This is a genomic window from Brevibacillus formosus (genome assembly GCF_003013405.1).
Taxonomy (GTDB): Bacteria; Bacillota; Bacilli; order Brevibacillales; family Brevibacillaceae; genus Brevibacillus; species Brevibacillus formosus.
Window position 1 is genome coordinate 90,468 of sequence record NZ_PXZL01000038.1, and the last position, 22,801, is coordinate 113,268.

Sequence of the window (22,801 nt, forward strand, 5' to 3'; positions counted from 1 at the left end):
ACGATATCATCAAAACGCTGCAAGGAGGGCTGAAAATGGGGGCTCACAACAGGTGGTTGATGATTTCCGTTGGACTAGGGATATTGTTGAACCCATTAAATTCTTCGATGATTTCTGTTGCGATTGCAAGGCTGCAAAATGTGTACAGTCTTGATTTCACAGTTGTTTCGTGGATTATTTTCTCGTTCTACATTGCGAGTGCGATCGCTCAACCTGTCATGGGAAAGGCAAGTGATTTGTTCGGCCGCAAGAAGATATTTCTTACCGGGCTTGTCGTTTCTTTCGTTGCTTCCTTATTGGCTCCATTATCACCAAACTTCGGGTGGCTCATCGTATTCCGAATTGTCCAATCGATCGGAACAAGCATGATGGTTGCCGTTGGAATGGCCATTGTGAGAATTCATATTACGGAGAAGCAAGCGACTGCGCTTTCCGTACTGTCCATATTCCTGTCTGGAGCAGCAGCGATTGGACCTTTTATTGGCGGGGTATTGCTTCATTATTGGGATTGGTCTGCGATCTTTCTCATTAATATTCCATTCGTGGTGGCGAGCTTGCTGTTAGCCTGGAGGACGATTCCAAAGGATGAATCGGCAGCATCTGTTGCACATAACATGTCCTTTCGAAAATGGATGGAGTTGATTGATGCAACAGGGATCGCGCTCTTCGCAGTCGGTCTGGTTGCACTGCTTGTTGGATTGCTTTCAGCAAAATCATCGGGGTATGTCTCATGGTGGCATATCATGGTTGGAGGGATCGGCCTCGTTACACTGGGGGCTTTCGTACGGCATGAGTTAGAAACAACTTCTCCGTTTATTCCTCTACGGACATTCGCCAAGTATCCTGCGATGACGTGGGTCAATATCGAATTCATGCTCGTTAACGTCCTTTTTTATTCGCTTTTTTTCGGGCTTCCGTCCTACTTGCAAATGGTTCGCCATGTCAGCGAGTTCCATACAGGAATGCTCATGCTCAGCTTAGGTTTATGCTCACTCATTGTGTCTCCACTAGCAGGACGATGGATTGATCGATCAGGACCTCGGCCGGCATTGGTCGTATCTGCTGTGCTGATGACATTTGGGTCATTGTGGCTCGTGACGTTAAAGCAAGATTCACATGTGATCAGTGTGTGTGTGGCGTTAGCGGCATTCGGCATTAGCAACGGGTTAAACAATGTCGGAATGCAAGCAGCCTTGTTCAAAAGCTCTCCAAAAGAAATCATCGGCGTCGCATCCGGATTATTTAATACATCCAGATACTTGGGAACCATTCTCTCCTCATTATTGATCAGCATTGTCATGGGAGATAAGTTTAGCGCCGAGGGTTTGCAAGTCCTTGGCATTATCCTCACGACAATCGCGTTGTCTTTGGTGCTCATGAGTTGGCGACGGAAATCAAGGCAGTGGGGAGAGTCGTAGGTTCACCCATCCCTATTCAAAATCGCAGGCATGGTTCATAACAAATTGTTTGAATTTTTCAGTGGCAGGTGATAAATATCTCCCTTCTACCCAGGCAATTCCAATTGTCCGTTGGCACTTCGGGCTTTTGACAGGGATTTGTGTGATCTTACTCTGGTCCGTTCCTTTTAAATTGGGCAAAAGGGAGATTCCCAGTCCAGCAGCGACCAGTCCTGCAACGGTATCTGCTTCCTCTCCTTCAAATGTAATGGGAGGTGTAATTCCTGCTACTTGAAACAATTGCTCGACGGTGATCCGAAGGGAGTATCCTTCTTTTAAATGAATAAATGATTCATCTGCAATCTCTTCCAACGTAATCGAGGTGCGATTTGCATATTTGTGGTCTTTAGGGACAATCACAAACAGCTCTTCATTCCAAAGCGGCTTCCATACAAAGGGAGATTTCATATCCATAGGGGCAAGTAGACAGAGATCAAATTCTCCTCCTTGCAACTGATTCATTAGCGTATGGGAGGGGCCTTGTCCGAGTCGAAAACGAATGTTTGGGTAGAGGGAGCGAAAAGAAGCCAGTAAATCAGGGATGCGACTGGTACTTAACGTGTGGAGAAACCCAAGAGACACTTCTCCCTGATCTGGATCAAGTAAATCCATGATTTCTTGTTTTCCTTCATGAAATTCCTTCATCATATTTTCGACTCGCTTTAAAAAGAGATGACCATATTTATTGAGCCGAATCGAACGACCCTGACGGTCAAACAGGGGCACGCCTATCTCATCCTCAAATCGGGCAATCGAACGACTAAGGGCAGACTGGGAAATCGAAAGAGCTTCGGCAGCATGTGTCACGTGTTGGATTCTTGCCAGGGTTTGAAAATATTCGAACTGTTGCCATTCCATTCGAAAGCACCACTTTTCGTTCGGATTTTTCATTACATAAACGCATGGAAAACATGATTATAATGAATTATACATCATAGATAAATGATGATACCATGAAACCATAATCATCCTGAAATGATATGGTGATCACATGATACAACAAGGTACACCACTCTTCCGCAAGACAAGCTTTGCTTTTTTTGCCGCTGGTTTCAATACGTTTGCGATTCTTTACTGTGTACAGCCTGTGATGCCAGAATTTTCAAAACAATTTGCTGTTAGTCCAACGACAGCAAGCCTATCCCTCTCCATTACAACCATGGTTCTTGCCGTCAGTATGCTCATTTTTGGTTCGTTGTCTGAAGTATGGGGACGCAAGCCAATCATGATCGTTTCCATGCTCGCTTCGTCTGTGTTTTGTATTCTCACAGCATTCAGTTCGAATTTTCATGTTCTCCTGGTATTGCGAACGATTGAAGGTATTTCATTGGCGGGCTTACCCTCCATCGCAATGGCCTATCTTGGAGAAGAAATCGAATCCAAAAGTCTGGGAGCGGCTATTGGTCTCTATATATGCGGCAACTCCATTGGGGCTGTGTTTGGCAGGGTTTTCTCAGGAATGGTGAGTGACTACTTCGGCTGGCAGATCGCAATAGGAGGGATTGGTCTCATCAGTTTGGTTGCCACACTGATTTTTTGGAACACCTTACCACCATCACAAAATTTCAAAGCACGCCCATTCGTAATGAGAAAGTTAGGTCTGTCTTTAATGGACCATCTAAAGGCTCCAAGTCTCATTTGTTTATTTGTCATCGGCTTTTTACTTCTAGGAAGTAATGTAGCGTTGTTCAATTACATCGCTTATGTATTGCTCGAAAAGCCCTATTCACTCAGCCCAACACATATAAGTTGGACATTTTTAATTATGATCATCGGAATGTTTAGCTCTGTCTGGACCGGAAAATTAGTAGATCGTCATGGTAAGCAAAGGCTGTTATTTACAAGCTTATTCCTTTCATTGATCGGTGTCTGTTTGACGTGGGAAGCGAATCTTATGATGAAGATAGCAGGACTTGGATTTTTTACTTTTGGATTTTTTGGAGCGCATGCCGTTGCAAGCAGCTGGGTAGGACAGCTTGCTTTACAAAACAAAGCACAGGCCTCTTCCTTGTACTTGTTTTTCTACTATACGGGTTCAAGTGTAGGAGGAACACTCGGAGGATTGTTTTGGTCCGCATACGGATGGGGAGGCGTCATCAGCATGAACGTCGGATTTCTCCTAATGGGCCTCATCCTTTGGGCGTGTGTCTCAAAAATGGTACAGAACGCGAAGAAAGTGACGAAAATAGCCGAGACTTGTGTCTCAAAATAAAGAAACGGAAAAACTCTGTATCGTTTGGTGATACGAAGTCTTTCCGTTTCTTTCTTTATCGATCAAACGATAAGCCAATTGCCAGCGCCAATAATACGGCGAAAGCACCCCCTGCAAGCGATCCAGCGACATTGACGGCATCGTTGTTCCAACCAGCGCGACCACGGATTCGTACGGCTGGCTTGCCGCAGTGACGAGCCTGCTCGATTTCACGACCGCAAGACCTGCAACGGTACATTTGCTGCCATGTCGCACCGATCCACGAATCAACCAGTGACCCTACCATGCCCGCCAGTCCTGCTAGGCCGATCCAAGCTGCCAGTCTAGGTGCAGGTGTGATCATATCCGGCGCGGGTTGACCAGGTATCGCAAGCAGCAACCACGCTACACCGCCGATGAATAGTCCACCGGCAAGGGAAGCACCCATGCCCAGGCTAGAAACGCCGCCAGAAGTGCCAGGCGGGACACGCTGTCCCGTTTTGATCGATCGCGGAGGTTTCCGGCTCAAGCCGCCGATCTCTGTCGCCCATGTATCGGCTGTGACCGCCGCCATCACGCCAAGGAACGCGTACCACCAAAGCGGATGGGGCCACGCCCAATTTGCTACACATAACAGGAGCCCGAGCCCGCCGTTTGCGAGTACCTGACCGGCATCGCGTCTCCCCGTTTTCTCATAACCGCTCTCTGCCTCTTCCTTTTTGTGCTTTTTCCACTTGGATAACAAGGTGGACGAGACAAAAAAAGCGATGAGGGAGCCGAACCAGATAGGGCTTCCGAGTGTGTACATCACGGTGCCGAGTATCACCGCCGCCAAAAAGCCGGAACCAGACAGCGATCGTTTTACATAAGCCGCCCCCGCAATCCCAGCGCTGCAGGCCAGACCGATTAACCACTCCATAGTTTCCTGCCCCCTTTGCTTTGAACTATTATACCTCAACGCAGCAGGCAAGATGAGCGGTCTCCTCTAAAAAATGGTAATGACAGAATAGATGAGTAACAAACACATTACCACATTGATTACCTTATCGTATTTGGCAAAAACCTTTTTAAATGCCGACCCAAATATGGCCCACAATAAGAAAGCTGCGCACCCTATCAGTATAGATACACACATGAAAAAAGCATAGCCGTTTGTGAATCGGGGTAAGGCAGTATGAAAGTAGACATGGCCGTTAAAAAATACAATATGCTTTTTATATTGAGGATTTGAAAAAACAGCCCATAGAAGAAAGAAGACTGGCTATCGGGATTAGGATGATTCTGCTTCTTTGAAAATACAATTTGCCATGCCAAATACAATAAATACGCCGCACCGACGACCTTAAAGTAAGGTTCTACTGTAGGAATCCACTGATAAAGACTCGTCGTTAATAGAGAGGTGGCTACACCAAGAATAATAAACCCGGTAATAATTCCAAAAAGGAAGGGGCTCATGCTGCCAGAATTACGTGATCCGAATTTCATTGTGTATCCTCTAAAGGAAGAGCCTGTTGTTGTAGTTGGAGGTCCTGACACTCCAATGGATGCACTAGGTAAAAACGATAGTGATCAAAAGCTGAAAGAGGTCTTCATTGCTAATGGGAAAGACTGTATTTATCGTGCTATGTTCGAAAAATACCTGGAAGAACGAGGGCTTGCCTTTTCTCAACTGATGGAACTGTGGAGCATCGAGGCAATTAAGCGTTGTGTAAGGAGTGGTCTAGGGATCACTTGTTTACCGTTGATGACTGTAAAAGAGGAAATCTACCAAGAAAGGGTAAAGATCATTCCCTGTGACAGTAGCTTTCCTACTATTTTTGCGCAAGTCGTCTATCACAAAAACAAGTGGATTTCTCCGGCGATGACGGAGTTTATTGCGATAACGTTACAACACGCAAAAAGTTGGGCATAGATAGACGGAAAGGATGATTTGTTATGAAGACTTCCCTCAAAGAGAATGCGGTGTCGTTTCTGCAACTGGTAGCGTCGGGGAATGTGCGAGAAGCATACCAAAGATACACAGGTCCGAATTTCCGTCACCATAATCCCTATTTCCGTGGCGATGCTCATTCTCTCATGCTCGCAATGGAAGAGAACGCCGCAAAGAATCCGCATAAGATTCTCGAAGTGAAACGTGCCATCGAAGAGGGGGATATGGTTGCCGTTCATTCTCATGTGAGGCAAAACCAAGAAGATCTTGGGGGAGCTGTGGTTCATATCTTCCGTTTTCATAACGACCAAATCGTCGAACTGTGGGATGTAGGCCAACCGATACCGGCTGATTCCCCCAATGAGAATGGAATGTTCTAAAATCGTTTCATAAACATTAAGACCGACAGCCAGTGTATTTGGCTGCCGGTTGTTTAACCAAAGATACTTATTTCCTTATGATAGATATCGAGCACTTCCATTTTCACCATACCGCCAAGGTGATGTGGCACGAAATCAGACAATTCTTTAAGCGCCATATAGAATTCATCGCTTCTTGTTTCATCGATTAATTCAATACAGAGGAATGCATTTTTCGTGTTTTCGGTTAGCATCGTCCTCTGAGCTTCACGCCAATTCCAGCATCTGCATATAGCGCCGACATCGTCTTTATAAACAATTTCTCCTTCATATGGCGAAGCATTTTCATCCTGTCCCAATGGGATAAACGGTTCGTTGCCAGCTGCTTGCGTTAGCCGAATATCGCCTACAAAAGTGTCGATATCTTCTCCGCCACACGGAAGTCCATAACGCAGTGAAATGGAATTATAGATGTCAACTAGCGGGTTTATGGTTCCGATCGGATTGCCATTTTTCACTCTTTTTAATAAAGCTTCAATGGAGCACCTTGCCCCTTTTTTTGTCTTGAATTTCTGAAAAGCTTCTCGCCAAACGGAAATGACAGGATTACTGCTGAATTCCTCCAGATGTAAAAATTTATGAGCTTCTTTCTCTGCTTCTTGAAGCAGCTTCTCATATTTTTCAACGTCCCTCCTTGAATTATCAATCCCCTGGCAAATCACGATGCCTATTTTTGCATGAGGAAATAACGTCCAAAAATCATCTTCAATGATAAATCTCGACATAACTTATCTCTCCGTTTCATTTCACTAATTATGTTTTGGAGGGGCTCGCAAAGGCAGAGAAAATCCCTAGAGCAATATAGAAATAACCAGTGATCCGATTCATTACCTTTGCACTCGCCGTACTACCCACAATCCGCTTTCTTATACTTGCTGCAAGAACGGCATACAGACCATCACTGACAAAAGCGAGGATAATAAATATCGTTCCTAAAAGCAAAAATTGAACGGAAACTGATCCAGCAGTAGGTGATATGAATTGCGGAAAGAAGGCTAAAAAGAAGAGTGCTGTCTTGGGATTCATTACCTCAACAAGCGCTGATTCGTAAAAAATCTTTCGTAATTTTTTGCGAGGGGCTTTTGGAATTTCAGAAGACGTGCTATCAGCTTTAGAAAATAAAGTCTTGCACCCCAAATAAATAAGATAAGCAGCACCCAAGTATTTCACGATATGGAAAGCTGTTGCTGATGTCATAAGGATCGCAGAAACGCCGATTGCTCCAGCTAAAACGTGTACAGAGCCACCAAGAGCCACACCTAGGACTGAAATCAGGCCTGCTTGCTTCCCTTGATCGATACTTCTTGCCATAATATAGAACACAGCTGGTCCAGGTATGATTAACAGCGTAGCAGCGGCAATGACAAATAGCCAAATCGTTGAAAACTCCATAAGAAGCAACTCCTTGCTGTATCTATAGGTTGATCATTTAAATAACTCTTTCCGTTGCTCGCGCATCCACTGAGCAACCTGAATTTCTCCTTGATCATTTGATTTTTCAAGCTCTGCCACAATCGATTGATAATCGGTGTTGTTGCGATTCTGGCTCATTTTGGCTGCCCCTTGAATCGAGGTGATTTCAATTTCAAAACCAACGATTCCTTTCATTTCTCTCTCAAGCAATTCAGGATCAAATGTATCCCAGAGACGACCATTTTCTCGGTGAGATTCATAGTGTGTCAGCATAGAATCCAAAGCCGACTTCATTTCATCCTTCGTGAGGATACGTGCTGTCCCATACGCATGTACAGCGAGATAGTCCCATGTGGGAACCTGTTCACTCTCATACCAGCTTGACGAAATGTAAGCGTGCGGTCCTTGAAAAATCAGCAAAACATCTCTGTTGTTATCCAACGTTTTCTTCTGCATGTTTCCGTATGCAATGTGCCCAGTCGCATAGATTTTCCCTTCCTCTTCACGAATTTCCAACGGGATATGCGTAGCCAACGGGCGATGTTCATCAACCGTAATCAATAGGGCAAACGGGTTAGCCTTCATCGTTTGAACTGCCTCATCATGTTCCATACGATATAGCTTAGGAATGTACATAGTAACCACCCTTTCCACTTGAATGTAATCCAAGGGTATGATACAAACTGACATAAAAAAAGATACAATAACAAACAAATATACATGTCAGAAGGGGTGCAAATGAAAAATACCATTTTTACATTCAAGGATAACTCTCCTAAATACAAACAAATCTACGAGAAATTTAAGTCATTTATTGAACAAGGCGATATTAAGGCGGACGAGCCACTGCCCTCCATTCGTCAACTTGCAGATTCCTTACATGTAAGCCGTAATACAACATTAATGGCGTATGAACAGCTTGTTGCTGAAGGGTATGTTCGTGGAGAGGGCCGAAAAGGTTATTTTGTAAATGAGTTAGAGCCCGTTTTATTTCAAGAGGTCCGCAGCTCTTCTACTCACAAGCAAACAGAGCCGGTACCACCTGTACGGATTGATTTTCGCGCAGACGTCGTCGATCAATCGCATTTCCCTTTAAAAACGTGGCGGAGGATTTCGAATCAAGTATTAACGGAAAAGGACAGCTTTCGGTACGGAGAACCTTTTGGTGAAAGGAGCCTACGCGAGCAGATCGCAGCCTATTTACTCCAGTCTCGTGGAGTGAAAACAGAACCAGATGCCATCATTATCGGCAGTAGTACCCAACAAATGCTTGTGTATCTCGGTCTTGTCTTGAAACATGATTTTTCCAGCGTGATTGTGGAAGACCCTGGTTATGATGGCGCTAGGAAGGCTTTTCAATTAAATGGTTTTACACTCGAAACGTTACCCGTTTATGAGACAGGTGCTGATTTTTCACACTTAGAACAAATGAAATCACGATTGATTTATGTGGCGCCGTCCCATCACAGTCCATATGGGGTAAGTATGCCCATTCAACAAAGGCATGCACTCATCCATTGGGCAGAAAATAGGCAAGGGTATATTATCGAAGACGATTATGACAGTGAATATCGCTATACCCAACAACCATTTCCGGCTCTCGCTTCCATCGATTCAACGAGAGTTATTTATCTCGGAAATTTCTCGAAATGCTTTCTGCCGGGGATTCGTTTAAGTTATATGGTATTGCCACAGCCACTGATCAACTTTTATAAAAATCAATTCGCACATTTTGAGAGCCCCACTTCACTCCTTAGCCAATTCGCCATGGCGAAATTTATGGAGGAAGGGGAATGGAATCGCCATATTAAACGCATGCGTCTTGTTTATAAACGAAAAATGCAGCAATTTGTTTGTGAATTAAGGAATCATTTCAAACATCATATCTCTATCATCGGGGAGCAGTCAGGTTTGTACGTATTAGTCAAAGTACATCTGGAACGTTCAGAAGAATGGCTCATTCAACAAGCCTTCCTTCATGGAGTTAAAGTCTATCCGACTTCACTCTTCTTCATAAAAAACAAAACCGATCACCCAATCGTCAAACTTGGTTTCAGTAATTTATCAACTGATGAAATTCAGCTTGGTGTAAAGCTCTTAACAAAGGCTTGGTTACAACATGACGGGTTCGATAGCTCAAGCTTTTAAGCCCGAACAAACACCCAAGCTGGTAGGAGAAAAAAGAAGAAATAAGCGAAAGTCTTTGGGATACCAACCGAAGCGCAATGGAAAAAAAGAAACCTGCCTTTAGCGTCCACCTCTGAAATACTTCGCAGAGGCGCGACTTTGGACGCGGGTTTCTTTTTTTCCATGGAGCTGGGCAGGGGTGACCCCATAGCAGGTAGCCCAAGAACTTGAGTGTTTTCTTCTTTTTTCTCCCACCACCAAAGGCTCGATTTAGACCAAAACAAAAAAAGGCTTCCCTGAAAAATCAGCGAAGCCTTCTTTGTCTAACTGATTATTTTGTTTCTTCCATTCTCTCCAAAGCACCATGCACAATTTTCCCTTTAAACATAACAGCAGCCCGACGAGATTTTCTCGCAATCGCTTCCGCAGAGCAGGAGCTTTCGGCAAACACGATGCTTGCCACGTCGCCAACCTTTGGCCATGCACGGTTGCCATTTTTATCGAGCGTTGTTTTTCCTCCGGTGATGAAGTACAAGGATTGCACCAATGATTTCTCATCGACCCAACGGTAGCGCTCGACCAGACGGTTTAGCTTATCCAGCATATCGCCTGTACCATATGGCGACCACGAATCGTAGAATCCATCGTAACCAAGTGCGACTTGTACACCTTTGGCATGAAGCATCGGAACAGGTGGCATCGCCCGATTAATCGGAACGGTCGTCATGATCATCGTTCCCAGCTGGGACAATCGATCCGCCATGTCCGAGCTTTCCTCCATCGACACATCTCCGAGCGCAAAGGCATGGCTGATCGCCATCCGGTTCTGCCAGCCAGCTTCCTCGGTCAGATCGAGCAGTCTTTTGATCGTATAGAAGCCGAGTGTCCCTGGATCATGCAGGTGAATATCGACATCCGCATCTGCTTCCACGGCAATGTCCATCATTTCACGCAAGGAGCCTTCCAACTCATTATCGATCCCAGCCGGGTCCAAGCCCCCAACCAGTGTTGCGCCTTCCTTCATCGCTTGTCTCATCAAGGAGCTTGCTTGTGTGCGCAGGAGCCCCTGCTGCGGGAAGGCAACGATTTCATACGTCAGGCGATCGCTGTACTCTTCCAGTGCTGCACGAACACCCTCCAGGTTTTTCAGCCCGATGTATGGATCGATGTTGACGTGTGTGCGCACATGTGTGGCACCGCCTTTGATATGGAGCTGGAGCATCGCTTGTGCGCGCTCTTTGGTCGTCCCGGTCATCAGCGGCATTTCTTTTGCTTCGAACTCCAAGCGATCGATCAGTTTTTTCGGAGGGAGGCAGGATTTCCAGGTTGCGCCCGCATACGTTTTATCCAGATGATTATGCTTTTCAACAAAAGAGGGGAGGGCTAATAAACCTTTTGCATCTTCTTGCGGTAAAGTGGTGTCGATTGGTTCGTTCGCCGAGACGATTATTGCAATTTTGCCGTCTTCGATCTTCAAATGACAGATTTCTGAGATTGTGTGAAAGACCCCGTCGTCTCCTGTTTCAAATCCTTTATCGAGACGAACATTGGTTAACCAAAAAGCTTGCATCACTAGAAATCAGCCCTTTCTCTATCTTGCATGTAGTGGATGAGAGTCCAATCTAGCTGTCTCTAATTAATTGTAGTGAATATTTCGAACAGGGTTGTTCATCTTCTTTACTAGTTTTTGCATGATCTTTACGTATTGTGTGGAATCTTCCTTGTTTTCGAAAAGGAGTAAAGATTGTGCAAATATACGTAAAGGTTTTGAAACAAATTTTACAGAATATTTCCTATGATGACGAAGGATGCAAATGGAGTGGAGAAGCCGGAACGAGAAAGAATGGGGAGGATCATCATGAAAAAGAAAATAACTGCAAAATATGTCATCGGTTTTGACGGCGACGATCATGTGATTATCAAAGATGGGGAAGTCGTTTACGAGAATGACACCATTGTGTATGTAGGGCACGATTTTGATGGCGAGGTAGATGAAGTGATCGATGCGGGCAATGCAGTAGTCAGTCCGGGCTTCATTGACCTGAATGCGCTGGGTGACATTGATCACGACATCGTGCATCTGGAGCAAGCTTCTGCTCGAAACAAAAACATGCTCTGGTCGGAAGACTACTACCGCAAAGGCTGTCATGAGGTAATGACCCCTGAGGAAGAGGCGTTCAAATCCCTTTACGCCTACAGCCAGCTGATTCTAAATGGGGTAACGACTGCGATGCCGATTACATCCGTTTTCTACAAGCGCTGGGCGGAAACGTATGAGGAGCTGGCAGCCGCAGCCGATCATGCAGGACGCTTGGGATTGCGTATGTACATGGGGCCAAGCTATCAGTCTGGCATGCGTGTCGTGAAGGCAAATGGAGAGATCGAAGTACTGTGGAACGAAGCGGAAGGACAAGCAGGTTTGGAGCGGGCTGTCCAATTTGTCAAAGATTTCGATGGGGCTCACAACGGACTCATCCGGGGAATGCTGGCGCCAGAGCGAATCGAGACACAATCTGTAGAGAGCCTGATCAACACAAAGCGCTACAGCGAGGAGCTCGGATGTCCGATCCGTCTGCATGCCGCGCAAGGTCTTTATGAATATACGGAAATCCATCGTCGTCACAACAAATCCCCGATTCAGTTCCTGAATGAGATTGGCTTCCTCGGAAAGAAAACAGCAATTCCGCACGCCCATTTCATTCCAGGCTTTAGTAAGGCGAAATTCGGAGAGGGAGACGATTTGGCGCTCCTGCAAGAGACAGGTACGACCGTGATTCATTGCCCGCTCGTAGTCGGCCGCCACGGTGAGGCACTCGAATCGTTTGCCCGTTACAAGCGTCGTGGGGTCAACATCGCGATTGGAACCGATACGTTCCCGCCTGACTTCATCCAAAACATTCGCACAGCCAGCATGCTCTCCCGTTTGGTGGAAGGCGATGTCGCAGATTCCAGCTACGCGGATATTTACCGCGCAGCGACATTGGGAGGCGCACGTTTCCTCGGCAGAGATGATCTGGGACGATTGGCGCCGGGGGCAAAAGCAGATATGATTGCCATCGATCTGGATGGTTTCCACATGGGTGCGGTTGATGATCCAATCCGTACGATCATCACGTGTGGCTCAGGCCGTGATGTAAAGCTCTCCATCATTGCTGGACGCACCGTAATGAAAGACCGCCTCATACCAGGAGTTGATCTGGAAGAGATCAAAGCAAAGGGACAGCGTTACTTTGACAAAATGCGTCTGGGCTACGTCGAGCGAGACTATCAACAGTTGGGCGAAAAAGAGCTGTTCAAGCCTTCTTTCCCAATCGTGAGCAAACTATAGCCAGAACAAAAAAAGAAGCACAATCTGCTAGAAACGGCGGATTGTGCTTTTTTCATTTACCGTATGAACCCGCCTTCGGAATGCATGATCTGTCCCGTAATCCACTCCGCTTCGTCACTTGCCAGAAAAGCGACCAGACGTGCAGCATCCTCGGGCTGTCCGATCCGCCCGAATGGAAATTGCTGCAAAAGGTAATGCTTGATTTCGTCGTTCATCCAGCCTGTATCGGTGGGCCCAGGATTTACAGCGTTGACCGTAATCCCTCGCGTAGCTACTTCGGCAGCAAGTGTAGCCGTCAGGGCATCCACGGCTCCTTTTGTTGCGGCATACGCGATCTCACCGACCATCGGGCCTTTGGATTGACCTGAAGTCATGTTAATGATTCTGCCTCCGCGTTGTTGAGAAAAGCGACGGGCAAATTCCACACTGAGCATCGTTGTTGCCCGCAAATTGATAGCATAATGTGCGTCCAAGCTGGCAATATCCAGTGCCTCGTAGCCATCATTTGTTGAGTAGCAAGCGTTGTTGACGAGGATGCTTGGTTCGCCCAGTTGTGCTGTAGCTGCGTCGAGCACCTCTTTGTAGGCATCGGGCTGTGACAGGTCGATCTCGATCCCGGCACATCTGACTCCGCAGCGTCTGATTTCTTCCTGCAAGATGGCGGGTTCATCCTTTTGAATCCCATGAGCCATGGATTGGTCATAGGCAGTCCAATACGTATGGAAAATATCGGCGCCATGTGAGGCCAGCATTTTACAGATTGCAGCCCCAATCCCTTGAAGGCGGCTGGCTCCTGTTACGATGGCAATTTTTCCGTGCAAGCGAAGTTTTGTGGTCATACATATCCCTCCTCATTCTGCCACTATCCATTCTTTTCGGGATACCTATTCCCGTCATCCTGCCTACGAAGAAAAAAATCGATCACGAAATTATTGCGAAGTTTTCGCTAAATAACCAGAAATTGTAGGGGTAGGAGAAACTTACGCTGGAAATCATGCAAAATTGTTGCTATTTTGTATATATAGGAAGTTTCAAATCGTGGTTTTCATACTAAGGGAGATGTAGAAGATGGAGTGTCAGTTAACGATTACCCGGACAGAACAGAAAAAAGAGAAACCAGCTTCTGACAAGCTGGGGTTCGGTGTTCATTTTACCGATCATATGTTCACCATGGATTATACAGAAGGTAAAGGATGGCATGATCCACAAATCGTCCCTTACTCTCCGCTGACATTGGACCCGGCAGCAATGGTGTTCCATTACGGGCAAGCTGTGTTCGAGGGCTTGAAAGCTTATCGCAACCAAGAGGGCAAGGTTCGGTTGTTCCGTCCTGATCAAAACTTCAAGCGTATGAACCGTTCATTGGAGCGTATGAGCATGCCGTTGATCGACGAGGAATTCATGGTCGAGGCATTGAAGCAGCTGGTGGCAGTAGATAAAGATTGGATTCCAACAGAAAGCGGACAGTCTCTCTACATTCGTCCCTTTGTAATCGCGACAGAGCCATGCTTTGGTGTGCGCGCTTCGTATACGTACAAATTGGTGATCGTGCTCTCTCCAGTTGGAGCGTACTATGCGGGTGGCATGCAGCCGGTGAAAATTTATGTAGAAAACAACTACGTTCGTGCCGTAAGAGGCGGAACAGGAAACGCGAAAGTGGCAGGTAACTACGCAGGCGGTCTGAAAGCACAAGTGGAAGCAAAAGAAAAAGGCTATGAGCAAGTGCTGTGGCTTGATGGCGTAGAGAATAAATATATTGAAGAAGTAGGCAGCATGAATGTGTTCTTCAAGGTAAAAGGGGAAGTGTGGACCCCGGCATTGAACGGCAGCATCCTGGAGGGTATCACAAGAGACTCGACCATCCAATTGCTCAAGGACTGGGGAATTCCAGTCGTAGAGAAGCGGATTTCCATGGAAGACTTGCATACCGCTTACGTCAACGGTGATCTGGAGGAAGCATTCGGTACCGGAACAGCGGCTGTTATTTCCCCAGTTGGCGATCTGAACTGGAACGGACATCAGATGATCATTAACGGTGAAAAAACAGGGGAATTGACGACGAAACTGTACGAAGAGATGACAGGAATCCAGTACGGTGAGCGTGTAGACAAGTTTGGCTGGTCGGTAGAAGTGACAGAATAATCACGCCAGTAAAACAAGAGGCATAGCCTTCTCTTTTTCGGGAGAGGGCTATGCTTTTTTTGAATTTCGCGCAGGTACTGGTAAGTCCAAGTATTTCACCTCTTGACAAGGGGTGTGTAAAATATTACCTTTTGTGGTAATACCATAAAAATTTGTTGTAGGACCAGAAGCGCAGGGAGGCGATCATGACTTTGGAGAAAAAAGGGGGAAAGAAAGAACGGTCGTCGGATCAAATTGAACTGAAATTAATCAAGGCAATTTTGACCCGAGAGTATCCTACAGGAAGTACACTGCGACCGGAACGGGAGTTGGCAGAGTACTACGGGGTAGGTCGGCCAACCGTTAGAGAAGCACTGCAACGCTTGGAAAGAGATGGCTGGATCACTGTGCGGAAAGGACATCCGGCAATTGTCAACGATTATTGGCATCAAGGCAACATAATGACCCTTGTCCATATCATTCAAAACCACGACGATGTTACGGATGAGTTTATTTCGTACTTGCTGGAACTGCGGATATCGTTGGCGCCTGTTTACATTCGTAACGCGGTTGCTGCTCATCAGCCGAAGGTAGTCGCATTGCTTGCCAATCTCGATCAACTGAACCCTGATGCTGATTCTTATGCAGTGTTTGACTGGGAGCTTCAGAAAAATTTGACGAGACTTTCCCCAAATCCTATCTATTTACTGATTGTAAACAGTTTTGATTCCTTTTACCTAAAAATGGCGCGAAGGTATTTTTCCATCCCGGAACACCGCGAAGCATCTTGGCACTATTACCATGAACTGTTGAACGTCGCTTTACAGGGAGATGTCATCGAAGCAGAGTGTGTAGCCAGAAAGGCAATGGAAAAAAGTTTGGAGCTGTGGAGAAACCGAACCGTGTTGGAACAAGACAAGTGAAGGAACACAAGAGGAGGGCGTTCTGTTGAAGCCAAAGTTTCTGAAGGAATTCTTTACGTTTCCGGATATCCTCATCATGAGCATTCTATTCCTGATTAGCTTGTCTTTCACTCTTTCCGAATGGTACGTATTGGAAACATGGGCGGCACTCGTTGCGGGGATGATTGGATATGCGGCAAGCGAATACTTGATTCATCGATTTATCTTTCACCTTAAACCGCCGCGAAACCCATTTTTTCTCCACGTGTTAAAGCGCTTACATTACGATCATCACGCCGATCCCAACAACTTGCATCTGTTGTTCTTGCCCGTGTGGTACAGCTTGCCGCTCATTGCAGGAACCGGAGCCATTTGTTATCTACTAACTTCCGACGTGATTGTGACCAATGCCTTTGTTACAGGTGTGATAGGATTTCTGCTATTTTATGAATGGACGCATTATATCGCCCATCGTCCGGTTCAGCCCATATCTCCATGGGGGCGCTGGATGAAAAAGCTCCATCTCTGGCATCACTTCAAAAATGAACATTATTGGTACGGTGTTACCAGCCCTGTTTTTGACGTCATGCTGGGAACTTACAAGAATGAACAGGATGTCGCGAAAAGTTCAACCGTGAGGGATCTGGAAAGACGGTGGGACAAAGATGTTGAACTGTAAATGGCATATTTTGAAATCTTTTGCATGGCCATCCCTTTTTTGAGGGGTGTTTTTTTTCTTCCTAAGATCTAAAAGCTATCGATAAACGTCAAAGCTGGTGAGAAGAAAAAGCACAGGGCTCGCAGACCTTGACAACGCCTACCCAGTCGGAACTTAAAAAAGGGGACCACGCTTGTCGAACACTTCTCCTTTGAGAAACTTCCGCCCGTAGGGTGGCTTTGGCTCGACGGTCCCCTTTTTTAAGTGGAGACGGACAGTCAATCCCCCTTGCGGGCGTGTCAGAGTCGAAGAGACCTGTGCTTTTTCTTCTTCTCCACTATGTAGGCACCTTCAATAGAGTTATTTTTAACATTCAAAAACGACATAGTAAAGAAAGTGAAAAGAAAGGTAAAGATATTGAAAAGATTAATAGTGAGAAAATTAGTAATATTTAGTCATGTCATATTCTTTTCATTCTATCATCCAGAACAAGGGGGCATTCACAGTGAAGAAGAAGCACATGCTCGGCTCCATTCTCGCCCTGTCTGTCTTGATTTCCACAGTCTTGGCAGGCTGTGGTGGCAGTCAGACATCCAATGGGACGAACTCCGCGTCCAACTCCAATCAAGCTTCGACTAGCCCCGCGTCTTCATCTGCCGCAGCGGGTGGAGGCGGTACCCTGATTATTGCGCGCTTGTCCGATGCGAATAATTTGGACCCGCATTTCAGTACCCAGATTAATTCCATGGCAGTGACGCAGCACAAGCTCTATGAAGGTCTGGTCATGATGGATCGGAATAGCGAGTACAAACCTCTTTTGGCAAAGGAATGGAAGCAAAAAGACGACGTCACATGGGAGTTCAAACTGCGTGACGGTGTTACCTTCCATGACGGGGAGCCCTTCAATGCTGAGGCCGTGAAGAAGACGATCGATCGTATCTTGGATAAAGACAATCCGACTCCGAAAGCAAACATGTTTGGCATGATTAAAGAAGTGAAGATCATCGATCCATCGAAGGTAGAAATTATTTTACATTATCCGTTCGCAGGGCTCCTGTCCGTACTGGCGAGTGCCGAGGGTGGCATCATTAGTCCAAAGGCGATGAAGGAATTTGGCAAAGAGTTGTCCAAGAAACCAGTAGGGACGGGGCCTTTCATCTTTGAATCATGGACACCTGGACAAGAAATCGTCATGGTGAGAAACGAGAAGTATTGGGGCAACCAACCGAAGCTGGAAAAAGTCGTTTTCAAAACTATTCCTGAGGATGCGACACGCGTAGCCATGGTAGAGACAGGTGAAGCTCATGTCGCAGAGCAGCTTCCGGTCACAGAACTGGAAAGGGTACAGAACTCGCAGAGCATGTCTTTGGGACGGTTCGAATCATTCGCAGTTGACCATATCGGGATGAACGTCAAGCAAAAGCCTTTTGATGATGTTCGCGTCCGTCAGGCCATCGCCCATGCAATCGATAAGGAAGCGATTATTAAAGGGGTTTATAACAATGTCGGAAAAGTAGCCATCTCGTCATTAGGTCCAAAAGTCATCGGCTACAGCCCGAATATTAAAACGCCGGAATACGATTTGAACAAAGCGAAGCAATTGCTCACTGAAGCAGGCTACGCCAATGGATTCAAGGCAACCATCTATCTCAATGACAACAAAGCACGGATCAATGTGGCAGAAGTGCTGCAATCCCAGCTGAAGGGAATCGGCATCGACTTGCAGATTCAAGTGATGGAGTTCGGCGCGTATCTGGAATTGGCGGCAAAAGGGGAAGCGCAAATGTTCATTAGTGGCTGGGGCAATGCGACCGGGGATGCAGATTACAACCAGTACAACCTTTTCCACAGTACATCAGCAGGTGTGCCGGGCAACCATTCCTTCTATAATAATCCGAAAGTCGATGCGCTGATTGAAGCGGGTCGTAAGGAGAAAGATCCAGAGAAGCGCAAGGAAATCTACGCAGAGGCGCAGCAAATCGAGATGGAGGAGGTGCCGTTGCTGCCATTCCGCAGCAGTGAAAACCTCGCAGCCATTGCCAAAAATGTACAGGGTGTATACATCAGTCCATCCGGGTACATTGATGTGAGCCAAGTCACGATTCAATAGCAGGAGCTAGAGACCTTCTCCACCAAATGGAGAGGGTCTTTTTTAGTAGATAAGTGGGTAGGAAGGCTTCACCAAAAATCTTGGCGAAGCCAGTATTGTGGCTGCGGTGGGGAGAAGAATATTTCCAGTCTAGGCTCCAGGCTCCGTCCTGCTGAGGGCTGAGACTGTCCGCTCCGAAGGGATTCGCGGGGAAACGCAAAAGTGGTAGCCGCTTCGTAGCGCGCGCACGTTGCGTTTCTTTTGCCCGCGAACCCCTTCTTCGCTGTGTAGGACTCCACAAGTCGCTACGTCTGGAAATATTCTTCTCTGTCGTAACTCATGAGGTTCTTCAAGCTTTTCAGGTATTAAAAAATCGGATCACACGGAAAGCTCGTAGAGGAAACAGGAGAAATAAGCGAAGATCTTAGGGACACCGACCAAGGCGCAATGGAAAAAAGAGAAACAAGCTTTTAGCGTCCACCTCTGAGATACTTCCTGAATGGACGACTTTGGACGCGGGTTTCGCTTTTTTTCATGGAGCCGGGCAGTCAATCCCGCGGGGGGGGGCCCTAGAAGCTGAGCGTTTTCTCCTGTTTCCTCCACACCACTACAGCAACATATACTCCAACTCTATTTTTATTGCATAATTCGCATGAAAGTAGAAAAAGTGAAAAAAAGAGTAAAGAAAGTGAAAATACAAGTAAAGAGAGTGAAAATGCAATGCCAGAATAGTGGGTAAAATGAAATATGCGCGAATGGTCAAAATATTCAAGTGCATCTGGCGCAAAAAACGGTCACGACCGTTTTTTTGACCGCAAGCGGTCACGACCGTTTTTTTGACCGCAAGCGGTCACATCAACATTGATGAAAAACGTTGAGACGTTTCTCACAAAACAGGGGGATCACTACATGAAAAAGACGCGCTTTTTCCAGACGCTGCTTGCCATGACCGTTGCGGTTTCTACAGCGTTGGCAGGCTGCTCACAAGCACCTGAGGCAAATTCTTCAGGGCAAACCAATGCTTCATCACCAGCTGGCAAAGAAGGCGGGACACTTGTCATCGCCCGTTTGTCTGATGCGAACAACCTTGATCCACATTTTCTAACGCAAATCAATTCCGCTGCTATCATTCATCACAAGGTATACGAGGGTCTTATTCGGATGGACAAAGAAAGCAAATATGTAGGTTCACTCGCTTCTGAATGGAAGCAGCTCGATGATGTGACATGGGAGTTCAAGCTTCGTTCCGGAGTGACGTTCCACGATGGCACGCCATTCAATGCGGAAGCTGTGAAAATGACGATTGCTCGTGTCCAAGACCCGGCAGTAGGCTCTAACCGCGCCAATTTGTTTGAGGCAATCAAAGAAGTAAAGGTCGTGGATGATACAACGGTTCAATTCATCCTTCACTATCCATACGCACCGCTCTTGTCCGTGCTAGCCAGTGCAGAGGGGGGAATTTTGTCACCAAAAGCGATTGAACAGTATGGGAAAGATTTGACCAAGCATCCAACCGGAACAGGTCCTTACAAATTCGAATCATGGACACCAGGTCAAGAGTCGTCCTGGTGAAAAACGATAGCTATTGGGGCGACAAACCGAAGCTGGACAAAGTCGTCTTCAAGACCGTTCCAGAGGATACGACCAGACTCGCGATGGTCGAGACAGGAGAAGCGCATATAGCTGAGCAATTGCCAGTGACAGAAGTCGATCGGGTGAAAAAATCTTCGAGTATGACACTTGGCCGTTACCCTGCTTTCGCTAGCGATCATATCGGGATTAACAACTCGAAGAAGCCGTTCGATGATGTGCGCGTTCGTCAAGCGATTGCACATGCGATCGATAAGAAAACCATCCTTCAAGGGGTCTACAACGATGTGGGGACGGTTGCTCATTCCTCCATTACCCCGTCCATGGTTGGTTACAGCCCGAATGTAAAAGACTTGCCTTACGATCTGGAAAAATCGAAAAAGCTGTTGGCGGAAGCTGGATACGCGAACGGCTTCAAAGCAACTATTTACTTAAATGATAACAAGGCACGAGTTAGCTTGGCAGAGGTGCTACAGCAACAGCTGAAACAAATCAATATCGATTTGGAAGTGAAAGTGCTGGAGTTCGGTGCTTATATTGAAGCAGCAAACAAAGGCGAAACAGAATTGTTCCTCAGCGGTTGGGGAAATGCCACAGGCGATGCAGACTACAACCAATACAATCTGTTCCACACGAAGTCGCAAGGGGCAGCCGGCAACCATGCTTTCTACAGCAATCCGGAAGTGGACAAGCTGATCGATGAGGGCCGCAAAGAGAAAGACGAAGAAAAACGAAAGCAAATCTACGAAAAAGCACAGCAAATCGAAATGGACGAAGCGGCAATGGTACCGTACCGCTTCTCAGAAAACCTCGCAGCGGTTCAAAAAGGTGTAGAAGGAGTTTGGATCAGCCCAGCAGGACACATTGAGATCGACGATGTAACATTGCCATAATTTTCAGCAAAAAAAGTGCTTCATGATCAGCATAGCTTCGTCCATTGGGAATGAGCTATGCTGATTGATTATATAAAGAAAGAATAAAAATGGGGGCGAGTCTAGTGAAAAAACAGAAGATGCTAGGTTCAATGCTGACAGGTATCTTGAGCGTTGGCCTCGTGCTTACAGGCTGTTCATCGGGTACTGAGCAAGGTGCGGCAGGGGCTCCGACTGCGAAGGAAGCTCCGGCAACAGATCAGACGCTGGTGATTGCACGGCAGTCTGACGCAAACAATCTTGATCCGCACTTTATTTCAGCGATCAATGCAGCGAGTGTGGTCCATCACAAAGTATATGAAGGTCTTGTACAGCGGGATGATAACATGGCGTTCAAACCGATGCTAGCCACGGAATGGAAGCAGTTGAACGATGTCACCTGGGAGTTCAAGCTGCGTCAGGGAGTCAATTTCCACGATGGTACGCCGTTTAACGCCGAAGCGGTGAAAGCAACATTCGCACGCGTTCTCGATGAAAAGGTCGCCTCTCCACGCGCGTCTCAGTTTAAGATGCTTTCGGAAATAAAAGTAGTGGATGATTACACTGTGCATTTCAAGCTAGTCTACCCGTATTCCCCATTGCTGTCGATCCTTGCCAACCACGAAGGCAGCATCATTAGCCCAAAAGCGATTGAGCAATACGGCAAGGATCTGAACAAACATCCCGTCGGTACAGGACCGTTTGTATTCGAATCGTGGACACCAGGCCAAGAGATCGTACTCGTGAAAAATGACAACTACTGGGGCGAAAAGGTAAAATTCAAGAAGGCCGTCTTCAAAGTCGTACCAGAGGACACGACCCGCGTAGCTATGGTGGAGACGGGAGAGGCGCACATCGCTGAACCATTGCCGGTGACAGAAATTGACCGCGTCAGTAATTCCCCTCATATGAGCTTGTACCGGACAGAAGGTTTGGGGACAGATTTCATTGGGTTCAACACCAAGAAAAAACCGTTTGACGACGCCCGTGTTCGCCAGGCAATCAACTATGCGATTGAGACCGATGCGATCATCAAAGGTGTGTACAACGATGTCGGAACGAAAGCGAATTCCGCAATAAGTCCGAAGGTTCTTGGATACGATGGGGCCTTAAAAGGATACGAGTTCGATCCGAACAAGGCGAAGGCCCTGTTAAAAGAAGCAGGCTACCCGAACGGATTCAAGACAACCTTGTGGACAGGAGATCGCAAGGAACGGATTAATGCTGCGGAAGTAATCCAGTCCCAGTTAAAGGGGATCGGCATTGAAGTAGAGGTAAAAGTGCTTGAGTATGGAGCCTATTTGGATGCAGAAGACAACGGTGAAACAGAGCTGTTCATCAGCGGCTGGGGCAATGCCACTGGAGACGCTGACTACAACCAGTACAATTTGTTCCACTCCAGCTCTTTGGGCAAAGGCGGAAACACAACGTTCTACGTGAATAAAGAAGTGGACAAGCTGATCGAAGAGGGGCGCCGTGAGCAGGATACGGAAAAACGCAAGCAAATCTATGCGAAGGTGTTGGAGATTGAAAAGCAAGAAGCACCAATCGTCCCGATCCGCAATCTTGAGCATATCGCAGCAGTCGGCAAAAACATCAAAGGCTTCTGGATAAGCCCTTCTGGGTATATGATGATCAACGGCATTACGATCGAATAACGCAAAC

Annotated in this window: 19 protein-coding genes and 1 pseudogene; 12 read left to right on the forward strand and 8 right to left on the reverse strand. The window is 46.6% G+C overall.

All coding sequences use genetic code 11. From position 1 onward, the window contains the following. Positions 1 to 35 precede the first annotated feature (35 nt). Positions 36 to 1,418, forward strand: a complete 1,383-nt coding sequence (locus C7R91_RS27120; RefSeq protein WP_047071290.1) for an MFS transporter — start codon at positions 36 to 38, stop codon at positions 1,416 to 1,418. Between the two features lie 12 nt (positions 1,419 to 1,430). On the opposite strand, the gene C7R91_RS27125 is transcribed toward C7R91_RS27120, so the two are convergent. Beyond that, complete coding sequence (locus tag C7R91_RS27125; protein WP_047070899.1) at positions 1,431 to 2,315, reverse strand: LysR family transcriptional regulator; 885 nt, start codon at positions 2,313 to 2,315, stop codon at positions 1,431 to 1,433. A 133-nt stretch (positions 2,316 to 2,448) separates the two neighbouring features. Here C7R91_RS27125 and C7R91_RS27130 point away from each other — a divergent pair, with 133 nt between their 5' ends. Beyond that, positions 2,449 to 3,669, forward strand: a complete 1,221-nt coding sequence (locus C7R91_RS27130) for an MFS transporter (protein WP_047070900.1) — start codon at positions 2,449 to 2,451, stop codon at positions 3,667 to 3,669. 55 nt (positions 3,670 to 3,724) lie between these two features. Here C7R91_RS27130 and C7R91_RS27135 read toward each other — a convergent pair whose 3' ends face one another. Together C7R91_RS27135 and C7R91_RS27140 are read right to left on the reverse strand one after the other, a co-directional pair. After that, positions 3,725 to 4,567: a DUF92 domain-containing protein gene (locus C7R91_RS27135; protein ID WP_047070903.1), complete on the reverse strand. Its 843-nt coding sequence runs from the start codon at positions 4,565 to 4,567 to the stop codon at positions 3,725 to 3,727. Positions 4,568 to 4,764: 197 nt separating this feature from the next. Beyond that, on the reverse strand, positions 4,765 to 5,133 hold the full coding sequence (locus C7R91_RS27140; protein ID WP_052773412.1) for a LysE family translocator: 369 nt from the start codon (positions 5,131 to 5,133) through the stop codon (positions 4,765 to 4,767). On the opposite strand from C7R91_RS27140, the gene C7R91_RS27145 reads away from it, so the two are divergent. Beyond that, positions 5,102 to 5,560, forward strand: coding sequence for a LysR family transcriptional regulator substrate-binding protein (locus C7R91_RS27145; RefSeq protein ID WP_052773413.1), 459 nt, complete (start codon positions 5,102 to 5,104; stop codon positions 5,558 to 5,560). The genes C7R91_RS27140 and C7R91_RS27145 overlap by 32 nt on opposite strands. A gap of 23 nt (positions 5,561 to 5,583) precedes the next feature. Beyond that, complete coding sequence (locus tag C7R91_RS27150; protein ID WP_047070905.1) at positions 5,584 to 5,958, forward strand: nuclear transport factor 2 family protein; 375 nt, start codon at positions 5,584 to 5,586, stop codon at positions 5,956 to 5,958. A 53-nt stretch (positions 5,959 to 6,011) separates the two neighbouring features. On the opposite strand, the gene C7R91_RS27155 is transcribed toward C7R91_RS27150, so the two are convergent. The 3 genes from C7R91_RS27155 to C7R91_RS27165 are packed head-to-tail and all read right to left on the reverse strand — an operon-like array spanning position 6,012 to position 8,046. Continuing rightward, positions 6,012 to 6,722 (reverse strand): B3/B4 domain-containing protein, encoded by a 711-nt coding sequence (locus tag C7R91_RS27155; protein WP_047070907.1) that lies wholly within the window; start codon positions 6,720 to 6,722, stop codon positions 6,012 to 6,014. Positions 6,723 to 6,750: 28 nt separating this feature from the next. Beyond that, entirely contained in the window at positions 6,751 to 7,389 is a 639-nt protein-coding gene (locus tag C7R91_RS27160) for a LysE family translocator (protein WP_047070909.1), read from the reverse strand. Positions 7,390 to 7,422: 33 nt separating this feature from the next. Beyond that, positions 7,423 to 8,046 carry an FMN-binding negative transcriptional regulator gene (locus C7R91_RS27165; protein ID WP_047070911.1) on the reverse strand — a complete coding sequence of 208 codons (624 nt, stop codon included), beginning with the start codon at positions 8,044 to 8,046 and terminating at the stop codon, positions 7,423 to 7,425. Positions 8,047 to 8,148: 102 nt separating this feature from the next. Here C7R91_RS27165 and pdxR point away from each other — a divergent pair, with 102 nt between their 5' ends. Beyond that, positions 8,149 to 9,558 (forward strand): MocR-like pyridoxine biosynthesis transcription factor PdxR, encoded by a 1,410-nt coding sequence (gene pdxR / locus C7R91_RS27170; RefSeq protein WP_047070913.1) that lies wholly within the window; start codon positions 8,149 to 8,151, stop codon positions 9,556 to 9,558. A 310-nt stretch (positions 9,559 to 9,868) separates the two neighbouring features. Here pdxR and C7R91_RS27180 read toward each other — a convergent pair whose 3' ends face one another. Further along, positions 9,869 to 11,110 (reverse strand): amidohydrolase family protein, encoded by a 1,242-nt coding sequence (locus C7R91_RS27180; protein WP_083995111.1) that lies wholly within the window; start codon positions 11,108 to 11,110, stop codon positions 9,869 to 9,871. A 285-nt stretch (positions 11,111 to 11,395) separates the two neighbouring features. On the opposite strand from C7R91_RS27180, the gene C7R91_RS27185 reads away from it, so the two are divergent. After that, complete coding sequence (locus C7R91_RS27185; RefSeq protein ID WP_047070917.1) at positions 11,396 to 12,865, forward strand: amidohydrolase family protein; 1,470 nt, start codon at positions 11,396 to 11,398, stop codon at positions 12,863 to 12,865. A gap of 56 nt (positions 12,866 to 12,921) precedes the next feature. Here the strand turns inward: C7R91_RS27185 and C7R91_RS27190 are convergent, their stop codons facing one another. Then, the gene (locus C7R91_RS27190) at positions 12,922 to 13,704 is read right to left on the reverse strand and encodes an SDR family oxidoreductase (RefSeq protein ID WP_047070919.1); all 783 of its coding nucleotides are present in this window, start codon (positions 13,702 to 13,704) and stop codon (positions 12,922 to 12,924) included. A gap of 229 nt (positions 13,705 to 13,933) precedes the next feature. Between C7R91_RS27190 and C7R91_RS27195 the strand changes: the two genes are divergently transcribed. From C7R91_RS27195 to C7R91_RS27220, 6 genes and pseudogenes are all read left to right on the forward strand, one after another. Next, the gene (locus tag C7R91_RS27195; protein ID WP_047070921.1) at positions 13,934 to 15,007 is read left to right on the forward strand and encodes a branched-chain amino acid aminotransferase; all 1,074 of its coding nucleotides are present in this window, start codon (positions 13,934 to 13,936) and stop codon (positions 15,005 to 15,007) included. Between the two features lie 185 nt (positions 15,008 to 15,192). Continuing rightward, complete coding sequence (locus C7R91_RS27200; RefSeq protein WP_047070924.1) at positions 15,193 to 15,909, forward strand: GntR family transcriptional regulator; 717 nt, start codon at positions 15,193 to 15,195, stop codon at positions 15,907 to 15,909. Positions 15,910 to 15,934: 25 nt separating this feature from the next. Continuing rightward, the gene (locus C7R91_RS27205; RefSeq protein WP_047070926.1) at positions 15,935 to 16,567 is read left to right on the forward strand and encodes a sterol desaturase family protein; all 633 of its coding nucleotides are present in this window, start codon (positions 15,935 to 15,937) and stop codon (positions 16,565 to 16,567) included. Positions 16,568 to 17,051: 484 nt separating this feature from the next. Further along, positions 17,052 to 18,656, forward strand: a complete 1,605-nt coding sequence (locus C7R91_RS27210; RefSeq protein WP_047070928.1) for a glutathione ABC transporter substrate-binding protein — start codon at positions 17,052 to 17,054, stop codon at positions 18,654 to 18,656. An 888-nt stretch (positions 18,657 to 19,544) separates the two neighbouring features. Next, positions 19,545 to 21,118, forward strand: a pseudogene (locus C7R91_RS27215) (glutathione ABC transporter substrate-binding protein). A gap of 104 nt (positions 21,119 to 21,222) precedes the next feature. After that, a complete protein-coding gene (locus tag C7R91_RS27220) occupies positions 21,223 to 22,794 on the forward strand; it encodes a glutathione ABC transporter substrate-binding protein (RefSeq protein WP_047070930.1) in 1,572 nt (523 codons plus the stop codon). The last annotated feature ends 7 nt before the right edge of the window (positions 22,795 to 22,801 follow it).